The organism is Arthrobacter sp. UYCo732 (genome assembly GCF_040547265.1).
Classification (GTDB): Bacteria; Actinomycetota; Actinomycetes; order Actinomycetales; family Micrococcaceae; genus Arthrobacter.
Genome location: NZ_JBEPPJ010000012.1, coordinates 65,796 through 78,049, shown reverse-complemented (window position 1 = coordinate 78,049; position 12,254 = coordinate 65,796). Strand labels below are relative to the sequence as shown.

Below are 12,254 nucleotides of genomic sequence, written 5' to 3'. Positions count from 1 at the left end.
GCAGCGGCGCTCATCCGGCACTGCTAGGCAGTGCGGACTTGTGCTGACGGAGGCGGAGCCACCGGAAGGAGGGCCGTGCCGGCGGCCAGGGTATCGGCGGACAGTTCCCAAACGCGCCGCAGGGCGCAGAACTTCCACCAGTGGTGCTTGAGGACGTCCGGGTTGGCCCGGACGGGACGGACTTCGGTCTCACCAATGGCCACGGCAAGGAGCAACGGGTTTTCGCCGTACTTCCATGGCTCCCATTCGCCGGTGATCGGGTCCACCAGGCTTTCCTCAGCCTTCATGCCGGCAACGAGCTGCATGACCACCTTGTCATCCAGCGGCTTGACGGTACCGTCCCGTGTGGTGCCTTTGGTCTTGTAGTCGATGAGGCAGATCCGGCCGTTGATGCGGGCCACGAGGTCAAGCGTCCCGGCATAGCCCACCGACTTGTTCCAGACGGTGATTTCAGGCGAGATGGGTTCCACATCGTAGAGTTCCCACCACTCATCAAACCGGAGGGCAAAGGCTTCTTCCCCGTTGGCAGCGAGTGCCTCGCGGGTTTCCTTCATGGCATGCGGCCGCCCCAGGGCCCGGAGCGATACCTGCTCGCAGTAGTTGTGGACCCGGTCACCGCGCTTGGCGGCGTCGTCCCTATACGTCTCGGCCGCCTTCGAGGCCCGGTTCACAGCCTGCCGGATTTTCGCCGGGCTGCCCAGGCAGTCCGCAAGCAGCGGATCCTTCGCCAGGCTGCTGGCGCCCATATAACCAAACCAGCCATCCAGCCCGTGCGGCTGCTGGCCGATCACGGTGGTGATGGACGGAACGGCAAACTGGTCGGAAGTGGACCGCGCGTACATGCGGCCGTATTCCGTGGCGTGGGCAAGGAGTGGATCAGTCATGCAACGACTCTTTCACAGGGGGCTGACAAAGTGGGGGGGCACAAAAAGGTCCGCCTCCGCTCGGTTTGAGCGGAAACGGACCTGATTCCTCGGTGGGCGATACTGGGTTCGAACCAGTGACCTCTTCGGTGTGAACGAAGCGCGCTACCACTGCGCCAATCGCCCCGATGCCTTTGAATGCTAGCCGACCAGGCGGGGTTTATGGAAATCGAGATGGGGCGGACCGCGAATTACAGGCCTGTAATTCGCAAAATCCCCTAGATTGCAGGGATCCAGGGGTCCCGCCAAGATCGAAGGACGCGCGATTTGGAGATTCTCAGAACCTCCTATAGAGTTCTTACTCGTTGGAACGCGAGGAAATGCCCGAAACGGTATGGAATCCACACTCCAAATGCGGACGTAGCTCAGCTGGTAGAGCACCACCTTGCCAAGGTGGATGTCGCGAGTTCGAATCTCGTCGTCCGCTCGCAGGACACTGTCAAGGCAATGGATCTTCGGAACCGGCGCTTGCACGGTGGGTTGGCCGAGAGGCGAGGCAGCGGCCTGCAAAGCCGTATACACGGGTTCGAATCCCGTACCCACCTCGGTGAAAACCATGGTTTCCGGTTCACGCCGGACGAAATGGGCGATTGGCGCAGCGGTAGCGCGCTTCCCTGACACGGAAGAGGTCACTGGTTCGATCCCAGTATCGCCCACCAAGCAAGGCAACTTGCTTAATGCAGTGCATCCGGCGCGCCGGACAGTGCTTCATACGCGGACGTAGCTCAGCTGGTAGAGCACCACCTTGCCAAGGTGGATGTCGCGAGTTCGAATCTCGTCGTCCGCTCTCTTCTCCCCGATACACCCCACTAAACCGGTCGCCCGGTTCCGGGCGATTGGCGCAGCGGTAGCGCGCTTCCCTGACACGGAAGAGGTCACTGGTTCGATCCCAGTATCGCCCACAGCAGCAGCTCCCCCGTGAGCTGCTTTTTTCTTGCCCTTTTGCTCCATCCCCCGATCCGCTGCCAGCGAACGGCCAGTACGCCCGATTTCCTTGGCACGCCCAGGAGTCAGGGCTAGGATCGATTTCGGAGGAGCGACCTGGCTCCGCGATTGAAGGGAGGTGCTCGTGGGACTAATTGACGATCTCAAGGGCAAGGCTCAGGGTCTGATCCATGGCAACGAGCAAGCCATCAAGGACGGCATCACCAAGGCCGGGGATTTTGTGGACACCAAGACCGGCGGCAAGTACGCCGGGCACGTAAACAAGTTCCAGGATGGCGCTTCCAAACTCGTCGACAAAAATGACGGAACCCCCGGCGAGACCCCTGCCAGCGAGCAGGTTCCGCCAGTCAACCCGGTTCCGCCGGTTGACAGGGCTCCGTAACAAGGATTCGGCCGGGGTTTTGCCCTGGTACGTCAAGGAGGTGCGGGTCCCGCCGGGAGGCGGCACCCGCACCTTCGGCGTTTAAGTGGGAGCGGGTTTACCGAATAACCATCGTGGGCTCCCCGGGGCTTTCCCCGTGAGATGGTCCATTCCCGAGGGGAACGCCACGGGAAATAGTCCATCCGGCGGGGAAGGCCGTGCCCTGCCAACAGGGCGGCCGCACCAAGCCTAGGACGGTTCGTGGTTCTGGCCCTCGCGTGCGAGGGCCGTCAGGCGCGACACGGCACGGTAATACTTTTTGGTGTACCCGCCCTGCATCATTTCCTCGGTGAACAGCTGGTCGAAGGGAACCCCGCTGGCCAGGATCGGCACATCCTTGTCGTAGAGGCGGTCCGCCAAGACCACAAAGCGCAGGGCAACGGCCTGCTCGGTGATGGTTTCCACGTTCCGCCACACCACACCGTCGATGCCGTCGATGAGCTGCCTGTACCGGCTCGGGTGCACACCGGCGAGGTGTCCGATCAGTGCGCCGAATTCATCCTGGGCCACCGTCTTGCCGTCAAACTCGGCCTTCATCTGGGCCGAGAGCTGGCTGTTTTTCAGCGGCGCCGGGGCGGCCGGCAGGCCTCGATGGCGGAAGTCCTCCCCGTCGATGCGGATGACATCGAACTGGTCCGCCAGGACCTGGATCTCACGGGCGAAGTCGACGGCGGCAAATCGACCGTCACCCAGCGAGCCCGGCAGGGTGTTGGATGTCGCAGCAAGTTTGACGCCGGCGTCGGCCAATTCACGCATCAAACGGGACATCAGTACTGTGTCGCCAGGATCATCGAGCTCGAATTCGTCGATGCACACCAGTTTGTAGTGGCTAAGGGCCTCAACAGTCTTGCGGAAGGACAGGGCGCCCACCAGGTTGGTGTATTCCACAAAGGTGCCGAACGCCTTCGGGCCAGGGGCGGCGTGCCAGAGTGAAGCCAGCAGGTGGGTCTTGCCCACGCCGAATCCACCATCCAGGTAGATCCCTGCCCTTGTTTCGACCTTCTTGGCGAAGAGCTTCTTGAACAGCCCGGCGCCGTCGCCTGCTCCGACACCGGCGGCGAACGCTTCCAGCGCCTTGACCGCCCCGGCCTGCGAGGGCTGGTTGGGGTCCGGCCGGTAGCTGGCAAAGGAGACCTGGCCAAACCTCGGCGAAGGAAAAAAGCCCTTGAGGAGCTCATCCACCGACACCGCCGGAGTGCGTGCGGCGAGCTGTTCGATCTGTACCAAGGTGGTCCGTTCTGCTGGTGGGATGTCCCCAGAAAGGATACCGGCAATGGCCCGGGCCTCCCCCGCCGGGCTGCCGTCTATGACCCTGGCGTGACAAAGAGCATATGTCCCCCTGTTAACACGGAGCGGACACGGGGGCGTGCCGTGGCTAGGGTGGAAGGAGGTTTCCACTGCATATGTGCAGATCCGCCGCACGCCTCGATGAAAGGCCATCACCATGTCCTACGCCGTTGAACAGAACGAGAAGTTCGCCGCCTACGCCAATCCGGAGCGACTGGTGTCCACTGAATGGCTTGCCTCCGCGCTGGCGTCAGGCGCCGTTGCGGACGGCAAGCTCGTAGTGGTCGAATCCGATGAAGATGTCCTCCTCTACGAGACGGGCCATATCCCAGGATCCGTCAAGGTTGACTGGCACACCGACCTTAACGACGAAGTGACCCGCGACTACGTGGGCAGCGAAGCCTTCGCTGCCCTGGCCGCTTCGAAGGGCATCTCCCGTGACACCACGGTGGTCATCTACGGCGACAAGTCCAACTGGTGGGCCGCCTACGCTCTCTGGGTCTTCACCCTCTTTGGCCACGAGGACGTCCGGCTGCTCGACGGCGGCCGTGACAAGTGGATCGCCGAAGGCCGGGAACTCACCACCGAACGGCCCGCGCCTGCTCCCGGCGACTACCCGGTGGTGGAGCGTAACGACGCACCGATCCGCGCCTTCAAGGAAGACGTGCTGGCGCACTTCGGGAAGCCGCTTATCGACGTCCGCTCCACCGAGGAATACACCGGCCAGCGGACTCACATGCCGGCCTACCCGGAGGAAGGCACCCTCCGCGGCGGCCACATCCCCACCGCAGCATCCATTCCGTGGGCCCGCGCCGCAGCTTCGGACGGAACCTACCGCAGCCGCGACGAACTGGAGGCCCTGTACCTCGGCGAGGCCGGGCTGGTGGCGGGCGATGACGTGGTGGCTTACTGCCGCATCGGCGAGCGGTCAAGCCACACCTGGTTTGCCCTCAAGTACCTGCTCGGCTTTGACACCGTCCGCAACTACGACGGTTCCTGGACCGAGTGGGGCAACGCAGTCCGTGCACCCATAGTCAAGGGCGCGGAGCGCGGGACGGTCCCGGCGTAAGCTGGAACAAATGACTACACATGACCTGCCCGCCGCGCTGGCGGAAATCGTAGATGACTTCCAGGCGCTGACCGAGCCCGAGCGGCTTCAGTTGCTGCTTGAGTTTTCGCGTGAGCTGCCGGAGCTGCCGGACCGGCTGAAGGACCACCCAGAACTCCTGGAACAGGTGGTGGAATGCCAGTCGCCTCTGTTCCTGACCATCGAAATGGAAAAGAACGACGCCGGCCCGGCCGATGCCGTTCGCCTTTACTTTAAAGCGCCGCCGGAAGCCCCCACCACGCGGGGTTTCGCTGGGGTGCTGCACGAGGGACTCGACGGTCTCAGCGCTGCGGAAATCCTGGCTGTTCCGGACGACATGCCTGAGCTGCTGGGTCTGACCCGGGCCATCACACCGCTGCGGATGCGGGGCATGACCGCCATGCTGGGCCGCATCAAGCGCAAGCTTTCCAGCACAGCCCGGCTCAAGGCCTAAGTGCCTGACCCAGGCTGACCATGATGGGACGCAAAAACTCTTCGCAGGGAACGCCGGCAACTGCAGCATTGACTGCGGCCGGCGTTCCTTTTGCGCTGCATCCGTATGTCCACGATACCGCCGCGGCCAGCTATGGCACGGAAGCTGCCGAAGCCCTGGGCATCGCGCCGGAGAAGGTTTTCAAGACCCTTATGGTCGAAGTGGAGGGCCGGCTGGCGGTGGGAGTGGTGCCGGTCAGCGGAAACCTGGACCTCAAGGCCTTCGCCGCGGCACTGGGAGCCAAGAAGGCTTCCATGGCAGACCCGGCGGCCGCCGAGCGCCGCACAGGCTACGTCCTGGGCGGGATATCGCCGCTGGGCCAGCGCCAGGCATCACCAACAGTGATTGACGGCAGTGCCCTCAGCCTCGGGACCGTGCTGGTTTCCGGGGGCAAACGCGGCCTGGACATCGAATTGGCCCCAGCCGACCTTATCCGGCTGACGTCCGCGGTGACCGCCCCAATCGGCACGCGCACGCTCTAGCCGCGTTCCTACTCCTGGCGCTGGCCGGGATTGGCGCGCGGTGCAAGCTGGGACCGGAGCCACGCTTTGACGAGGTTTTCCCAGCGCTCCGGATCCACGTTCCATTCCTTGGTGTGGCGGGCACCGTTAAACGTTTCGAACGTGACCATGCCCGGATTCCGTTCAGCCAGGAGGGCCGAAGGCTCATAGGGAACGTATTCGTCGTCCACGCTGTGGATGATTAGAGTGGGAGTCCGGACCTCCACGGCGCGCGCCACCCAGTCCATGGCCTTGAGGTCCACGGGTGCGGACAGCCCGGTCAGTCTGCGGCCCAACGGGTGGCCCAGCATCAGTTGCCCATAGCGGCCCACCAGGGACGGAATCCTGTTCAGCTGCGCGTGGTGCGCCAACACATTCACCCAGTTAATGACTGGCGCGTCCAGGACCATCGCCCGGATCAGCTGGCGGTGGCGCGACAGATCGGCCGTCTGCAGGCAAATGGCGCCACCCATGGACCAACCAAAAAGCACGATCTCCTCGGCACCGTTGGCCAAGGCATAGTCCATGGCGGCTTCCACGTCGTGCCATTCCGTGGAACCCAGGCCGTACCGGCCGTCCTCGGCAGAAGGGGCCAGCCCATCGTTCCGGTAGGAGACCAGAAGGCTGCTCAGCCCCAGTTCCCGCGCAGGAGCCACCGCGCGCAGCGCCTCTTGGCGGGTTGCCCCGCGGCCGTGAACCATAAGGGCCCAGGTCCGGGCAGAACCCTCTGCCCGCACCAGCCACGCCGGCGCCTGGCCGCCGTCGACCTCGATCACCACGTCCTCGGCCGCGATCCCCGCGGCAGCAGGATCCGGATAGAGCGCCCCGCTCCACCACCCGCGGCGGGCGGTGTCGAAGTCGCCGGCGTAGACGGCCTCCACCTCCCGCAGGACTGTGCCGTCGGCCGGCGCGTAGGACACGATCCGCCCGATCCGTGCGTGCCCTTTGCCGCCGTCGAAAAAGAAGCCGTAGACACCCTCCACTGTGGTCTCGGGCGTGGCGGCCAGAATAACCTTCGTTCCTTCGCCGTCGCGGATGACAGCCAGGACTTCCTGGTCGGATGCCCGCTGCCGGACCGGAGTGATGACGCGGCGGGCAAAATAGAGGGCGAGGGCGGAGGAGCCCGTCGCCAGCATGCCGGCCAGGGCCCCGCCACCAATGACGCCGCCGAGGGCCCACTTGGCACGGAGCGACATGCGGCCGTCAGCCTGCACCGGAGGGATCGCCGTTGGAGTTCGTGTGGAAGGTGCCATGGAACCATTCTTACCGCCGCGGGCGTGTTGGCCCTATTTCCAGTGCCCGTGGCGCCCCATCCGGTTGGCTCCGCGGGGATGCTGCAACGGACGCCTCACCGCCGGTCCGGCCCAAATAAGTGCAGTGGCCCGTGCGCACGACTAGGCTGATGCCATGAGCGATCCAATCGTCATTTTGACTGAAGAGCCCCTGGGTGCGGATGACCGCGTCAACATACAACGGCTGGTGGACGGTACAGACACCCCCCTTGTCCTGCTGGTCCCCGGAAACACCGAGCGGCATTTGCTGGTGGATTTCCTCGAGAATCTTTCCTTGCTGGATGTTGCCAAGGCCTTCCGCGAGCTGACCGCCCAAGCACCGGACCCCGGTGCTGAACGGGCCGAGGCCGCCGAGACACTCGCCGTCTCGCTGGCAGCCCTGGAAGGGCTGGGCAGCGGAGTCACTGGCGAAGTGGTGGATGGCGGCGCCGTCAACGGCCTTGTAGCCAAGGTCAAGCAGCTCGGCGCAGCCCAGGCGGTAGTGATCACCCGGCCCCATGCGGTTGCGGACACGTTCCATACGGACTGGGCCAACAAGGCCCAGGACGAGCTGGGCCTCCCCGTGCTGCACCTGTATGCCGGTTCGGGATTTATCGGCGACTCCTGAGCGTTGAGCAGACTATGAGCATCTTTGGAAAGAGCGTTTTCGGGAACAAAGCCACCGATTCGATCCCCGCATCGTCCTTGGACGCCGCCGCCGGCGGGCCGGAACCCGCCGTCCGGAAATCGGATGACGAGTGGCGGCAGGAACTGACACCCGAGGAGTATCACGTACTGCGGCAGTCGGGAACCGAGCGCCCCTTCACCGGCGAGTACGTGGACATCCACACAGAGGGGGTCTACCAATGCCGCGCCTGCGGGTCTGAGCTCTTCCGGAGCAACGAGAAATTCGACTCCCACTGCGGTTGGCCGTCCTTCTGGGCACCGCTGGCCGACGGTACCGTCCGCTACATCCACGACCGTACCCTTGGCATGGAACGGGTGGAAGTACGGTGCGCGAGCTGTGACTCCCACCTTGGCCACGTGTTTAAGGGCGAGGGCTACGGGACCCCGACTGACCAGCGCTACTGCATCAATTCCGTGTCCCTGAAGCTCATGCCCCTCGGTGCGGACGGCGACAGCTCCGCCGAGTCCTGATCCTGCCAACCAAGGGTCTGACCGCATCTCGGGCTGTCTAAGGGCACACTGAGCACGAGATTATCTTAGGCTTAGGCATAATTTGAGTTAGGGACTCTGGTTGCTTGCTACGCTCGCCGTAGATGCCCAAGCAACGAGAAAGGCAGTCGCACATGACCGTCACCATCACCGGCGCCCCCTCCCGAATCACCGCCGAAGTTCCCGCCTGGCTCCAGCTCAGGACCGCCGCCGAAGCGCTGCAGGCGCTGCAGGGCCAGGACGGTGCCGTGCCTGACCCGGACCACCACGCTGCCGCTGCCCTCGAAGTGGCTTCCATCACCGGGGCCGTCACAGAACTGGCGCCGCTCTTCCCGCACGACTCGACCTACCTTGACGCGGTGGTCGCGGACTTTGAGGCTTGGGCCAGGGCCGGCTTCGGCATGCCGGACTTCCTGTCCTCGCTGCTGGCCTTCCAGCCGCAGCTGCAGCGCCAGGACGGGCTGGCGCACGTTGTCATTTTTCCCATGTACACCCAGAACGGAAGCAGCAGCAGGCTGGTGGAAGCCGTCCTCGTAGAGGTCATCTGGCCCGACTTCGTAGCCGAGCTGGAGGCCGGCGACTACTCCAACAAACTCTTTGTGCCCATTCGGTTCCTGGACTTCACCCGCGGCTACAACAGCAACTCCGCCGTGCTGTTCCCGGAAACGGTGGCGGTGCAGGAAACGCCCACCTTTACCTGGGGCGCAATTTTCGCGGACCGTGAAGCTGCCCGGTTCCGCCGTGTCCTGCGGGCCGCTGCGGACGTCACCACCCTGGACCTGCCGGCAGGGGCCGTGGAGCTCCTGGCGGACCAGGAACTGGCCGAGACCACGTTTGTGATGTGGGACCTGATCCATGACCGGACCCACATGCGCGGCGACCTGCCGTTCGACCCGTTCATGATAAAACAGCGCATGCCTTATTTCCTGTACTCGCTGGAGGAGCTCCGCTGTGACCTCACCGCGTTCCGGGAGTCCGTCCGGATCGAAAGTGACGGCGACGCCCGGCCCGAAGCGCGCCGGCACGCGAAGCTGGTGCAGTACGCCATCATTTTCGACCGGATCTTCCGCTTTGCGATCACCGGAAGCCGTGTGCGCAACTACGACGGGCTCGGTGGCCAGCTGCTCTTTGCCTGGCTGCACCAGCACCACGTCCTCCACTGGACAGACACCCGGCTCCGTATCGACTGGGACCAGGTGGCGGATGCTGTGATCGCGCTCGGATCTGCCATCGACGACCTCTACTGGCGCTCCATCGACCGGCCCAAGACAGCCCATTGGCTTGCTGCCTATGAGCTGATTTCCGCCACCGTCACACCGAGCCCCGCATCAGTCTGGGCCAAGGGCCCGGACGCCCTCCCGGTGTCCGGTCCCCCGCGCGGGCTGACGGACCAGGTACTGGACGACGAATTCCCGCTGTCCATGTTCTACGAGGCGTTGGAGAAGAAAATGCGCCCCGTCATCGAGTCAACCGCCGGTATCACCGGAACCACCGCCCTATGAACCGGACCGGGAGGGAAAGTCAACCCTTAAAGGTACTGGTCACCGGCGGCAGCGGACCCTCCGGGATCGCGGTGGCACGGGCCCTGCAGGAGGCGGGATTCCGCGTCTTCACCGTGGGCTCCGACCGGGCAAGGATCGAAGCTGCTGCTGCAGAAGCGGGCGACGGCGTCACTCCCCTGGCGTGCGACCTTTCGGATTTGTCCGCTGTCCGGTCCCTCCGCGAGGCCGTTGGGCAGGAAGCGGGAGCGGTCGACGCCGTTATCCACCTGGTGGGCGGCTGGCGCGGCGCGAAAGGCATTGCAGATCAGAGCGACGCCGACTGGGACTTCCTGGAAAGCGGCGCCGTCACCACGGTGCGGAACGTGTCCCGGGTCTTCTTTGACGACCTGGCTGCCTCCGCGACGGGCAGGTTTGCCATCGTATCCTCCACCGCGGTGGAGAACCCGACGGCGGCGGCCGCCAGTTATGTGGCGGCCAAGGCTGCCGCGGAAGCCTGGACGATGGCCACGGCGGAAGGCCTGGCCCGCTCGGCCGCTGGCCAGGGCAGGGAGCTTCGCGGCGCCGCCGTCGTGCTGGTGGTGAAGTCGCTGGTGGACGCTGATCTGCGGCAGGAGCACCCGGAACGGACCTTCGCCGGGGCCACCGACGTCGAGGACCTGGCGGCCGCCGTCGTCGGACTCTTCAGCCGCCCCGCAGCCGAGCTGAATGGCCGGCGCCTGAGGCTTTAACCTGGCCCCTGCTTCCGGGACCCGGCCACCCCGGACCCGACCTCCTTAGACTGAGAACGTGAGCAAAGCAATGACAACCACGGCACACGCCGCCGCCCCGACCCACACCGCCACCGCACGGCTGCATGATCCCGATGTCCGCGGCTTCGCGTCGGACAACTACTCGGGCGTCCACCCGGAGGTCCTGGCCGCACTCGCGGCAGCCAACGAGGGCCACCAGGTGTCCTACGGCGAGGACGAGTACACGGCCCGCCTGCAGGAACTGATGGAAGAACACTTCGGCTTCGGCATCGAATGCTTCCCGGTTTTCAACGGCACGGGCGCCAACGTGCTGTCTCTGCAGTCGCTGCTCCCCCGCTGGGGCGCTGTGGTGTGCGCGTCGACCGCACATATCAACATGGACGAGAACGGTGCCCCCGAACGCATCGGCGGCATGAAGCTGCTGCAGGTCCCAACCCCCGACGGAAAGCTCACGCCGGATCTGATTGACCGCGAAGCGTGGGGCTTCGGCGATGAGCACCGGGCGCAGCCACTGGCCGTCTCCATCACCCAGACCACGGAACTGGGCACGTGCTACACCCCCGACGAAGTCCGCGCGATCGCCGAGCATGCCCACGCCAAGGGCATGAAAGTCCACATGGACGGCGCACGGCTGGCGAACGCGGCTGCCCACCTGGGCGTGCCCCTGCGGGCCTTCACACGCGACGCCGGCGTGGACATCCTTTCCTTCGGCGGCACCAAGAACGGACTGCTTTACGGCGAAGTGGTGGTGGCACTGAACCCTGAAGCGGCCCATGGCCTGGTGTTCCTGCGGAAGATGAACATGCAGCTCGCCTCCAAAATGCGCTTTCTGTCGGCACAGTTCATCGCCTTGCTCGAAGGCGACCTATGGCTGCGTTCAGCAGCGCACGCCAACGCCATGGCCGCCCGCCTTAGGGCTGCTGTGGAGACGATCGACGGCGTGGAGCCCACCCAGAAGACGGAGTCCAACGGCGTATTCGCCGTCCTGCCGGCCGGGGCGGCGGACCGGCTGCGGGAGTCGTTCCGCTTCTATGACTGGGACGAAGCCGCCCGTGAGGTCCGCTGGATGTGCTCCTTTGATACCAGCGAGGCGGACATCGATGCGTTTGTGGCCGCGATCCGCCGGGAACTTGCGGCCCATCCTGAGGGCAAGGCGGCCACATAGCATGGACCGGCCGACGGCGAGCCTGCCCTGCCTGCCCGCTGCTGTTGCGTAATCTGCGAGGGTGAACGCACTAGCCCAGGTTCCCCCGGAATTTCTCAACGCCTTGGGAACCCTCAGGAAGGCCCAATGCCGCGGTGAACTGCGCCTGGCGGAGATTCCGGCTCCGGCGCGGCTGGCACCGTACGCCGTGGCACTCGGAGCCGAGGTGATGGCGCCCGGTCCCGGCAGCGCCACCACCCCCGTGCATGGCCCGGCGGCCATGGCACTGGCCGCCGCGTCCGGCACCGAGGACAGCGACGACACCGAACTGGCCACGGGCCGCTTCATCCTGCTGCACGACCCCGAAGGCTCCGCGGTCTGGGACGGTGAATTCCGCATTGTCACTTACATCCGGGCCCAGCTTGAGCCCGAAATGGGCAATGACGAGATGCTCGGCACGGTGGCCTGGACCTGGCTGGTTGAAGCCCTCGAAAACCATAAGGCCCCCTACCGGGCGGCCGGCGGGACTGCCACCCGGGTCCTGTCGGAGAGCTTTGGCACACTTTCGGAACGGCCCGGCTCGATCGATATTGAGCTGCGCGCCTCCTGGACGCCGGCGTCCTCGGACGTCACTGCACATCTGGAGGCGTGGTCGGACATGGTCTGCACGTTCGCCGGCCTTCCGCCGCTGCCCGACGGCGTCTCCGCCCTTCCGCGCCGCCGCCGGAACTAGGACCGCCCATTGTCGGTAAACTG

At 65.0% G+C, this 12,254-nt stretch carries 13 protein-coding genes and 6 tRNA genes; 15 read left to right on the top strand and 4 right to left on the bottom strand.

The genetic code is table 11. The annotated features are described in order from the left end of the window. Positions 1 to 23: 23 nt before the first annotated feature. The gene (locus ABIB45_RS15150; RefSeq protein WP_354216676.1) at positions 24 to 884 is read right to left on the bottom strand and encodes a cytochrome; all 861 of its coding nucleotides are present in this window, start codon (positions 882 to 884) and stop codon (positions 24 to 26) included. 93 nt (positions 885 to 977) lie between these two features. Next, positions 978 to 1,049, bottom strand: a tRNA-Val gene (locus ABIB45_RS15145). 228 nt (positions 1,050 to 1,277) lie between these two features. On the opposite strand from ABIB45_RS15145, the gene ABIB45_RS15140 reads away from it, so the two are divergent. The 6 genes from ABIB45_RS15140 (at position 1,278) to ABIB45_RS15115 (ending at position 2,250) form a co-directional block, all read left to right on the top strand. Further along, positions 1,278 to 1,350, top strand: a tRNA-Gly gene (locus ABIB45_RS15140). A gap of 47 nt (positions 1,351 to 1,397) precedes the next feature. Next, positions 1,398 to 1,468 (top strand) — tRNA-Cys (locus ABIB45_RS15135). 39 nt (positions 1,469 to 1,507) lie between these two features. Beyond that, a tRNA-Val gene (locus ABIB45_RS15130) sits at positions 1,508 to 1,582 on the top strand. A gap of 55 nt (positions 1,583 to 1,637) precedes the next feature. Then, positions 1,638 to 1,710, top strand: a tRNA-Gly gene (locus tag ABIB45_RS15125). A 43-nt stretch (positions 1,711 to 1,753) separates the two neighbouring features. Next, positions 1,754 to 1,825, top strand: a tRNA-Val gene (locus tag ABIB45_RS15120). A gap of 167 nt (positions 1,826 to 1,992) precedes the next feature. Then, positions 1,993 to 2,250 (top strand): antitoxin, encoded by a 258-nt coding sequence (locus tag ABIB45_RS15115; RefSeq protein WP_354216675.1) that lies wholly within the window; start codon positions 1,993 to 1,995, stop codon positions 2,248 to 2,250. Positions 2,251 to 2,478: 228 nt separating this feature from the next. Here ABIB45_RS15115 and zapE read toward each other — a convergent pair whose 3' ends face one another. Next, positions 2,479 to 3,516, bottom strand: a complete 1,038-nt coding sequence (gene zapE / locus ABIB45_RS15110; protein WP_354216674.1) for a cell division protein ZapE — start codon at positions 3,514 to 3,516, stop codon at positions 2,479 to 2,481. A gap of 217 nt (positions 3,517 to 3,733) precedes the next feature. On the opposite strand from zapE, the gene ABIB45_RS15105 reads away from it, so the two are divergent. Genes ABIB45_RS15105 through ybaK form a run of 3 tightly spaced genes read left to right on the top strand, consistent with a single transcriptional unit; the run spans position 3,734 to position 5,638 of the window. Then, complete coding sequence (locus ABIB45_RS15105; protein ID WP_354216673.1) at positions 3,734 to 4,645, top strand: sulfurtransferase; 912 nt, start codon at positions 3,734 to 3,736, stop codon at positions 4,643 to 4,645. Positions 4,646 to 4,655: 10 nt separating this feature from the next. Beyond that, positions 4,656 to 5,117 carry a SufE family protein gene (locus ABIB45_RS15100; RefSeq protein WP_354216672.1) on the top strand — a complete coding sequence of 154 codons (462 nt, stop codon included), beginning with the start codon at positions 4,656 to 4,658 and terminating at the stop codon, positions 5,115 to 5,117. 23 nt (positions 5,118 to 5,140) lie between these two features. Next, entirely contained in the window at positions 5,141 to 5,638 is a 498-nt protein-coding gene (gene ybaK / locus ABIB45_RS15095) for a Cys-tRNA(Pro) deacylase (RefSeq protein WP_354216704.1), read from the top strand. A gap of 8 nt (positions 5,639 to 5,646) precedes the next feature. On the opposite strand, the gene ABIB45_RS15090 is transcribed toward ybaK, so the two are convergent. Then, positions 5,647 to 6,909, bottom strand: coding sequence for an alpha/beta hydrolase family protein (locus ABIB45_RS15090; RefSeq protein ID WP_354216671.1), 1,263 nt, complete (start codon positions 6,907 to 6,909; stop codon positions 5,647 to 5,649). Positions 6,910 to 7,063: 154 nt separating this feature from the next. Here ABIB45_RS15090 and ABIB45_RS15085 point away from each other — a divergent pair, with 154 nt between their 5' ends. The 6 genes from ABIB45_RS15085 to ABIB45_RS15060 all read left to right on the top strand — a co-directional run bounded on the left by ABIB45_RS15085 (position 7,064) and on the right by ABIB45_RS15060 (position 12,231). Continuing rightward, positions 7,064 to 7,555: a hypothetical protein gene (locus ABIB45_RS15085; RefSeq protein WP_354216670.1), complete on the top strand. Its 492-nt coding sequence runs from the start codon at positions 7,064 to 7,066 to the stop codon at positions 7,553 to 7,555. A 14-nt stretch (positions 7,556 to 7,569) separates the two neighbouring features. Then, positions 7,570 to 8,085, top strand: coding sequence for a peptide-methionine (R)-S-oxide reductase MsrB (msrB, locus tag ABIB45_RS15080; protein WP_354216669.1), 516 nt, complete (start codon positions 7,570 to 7,572; stop codon positions 8,083 to 8,085). 152 nt (positions 8,086 to 8,237) lie between these two features. Then, entirely contained in the window at positions 8,238 to 9,605 is a 1,368-nt protein-coding gene (locus ABIB45_RS15075) for a DUF6421 family protein (protein WP_354216668.1), read from the top strand. Further along, positions 9,602 to 10,333: an SDR family NAD(P)-dependent oxidoreductase gene (locus tag ABIB45_RS15070; protein ID WP_354216667.1), complete on the top strand. Its 732-nt coding sequence runs from the start codon at positions 9,602 to 9,604 to the stop codon at positions 10,331 to 10,333. The genes ABIB45_RS15075 and ABIB45_RS15070 overlap by 4 nt, the downstream gene beginning before the upstream one ends. Before the next feature lie 70 nt (positions 10,334 to 10,403). Beyond that, entirely contained in the window at positions 10,404 to 11,519 is a 1,116-nt protein-coding gene (locus ABIB45_RS15065; protein ID WP_354216703.1) for a threonine aldolase family protein, read from the top strand. Between the two features lie 61 nt (positions 11,520 to 11,580). Continuing rightward, on the top strand, positions 11,581 to 12,231 hold the full coding sequence (locus tag ABIB45_RS15060) for a DUF3000 domain-containing protein (protein ID WP_354216666.1): 651 nt from the start codon (positions 11,581 to 11,583) through the stop codon (positions 12,229 to 12,231). Positions 12,232 to 12,254 lie beyond the last annotated feature (23 nt).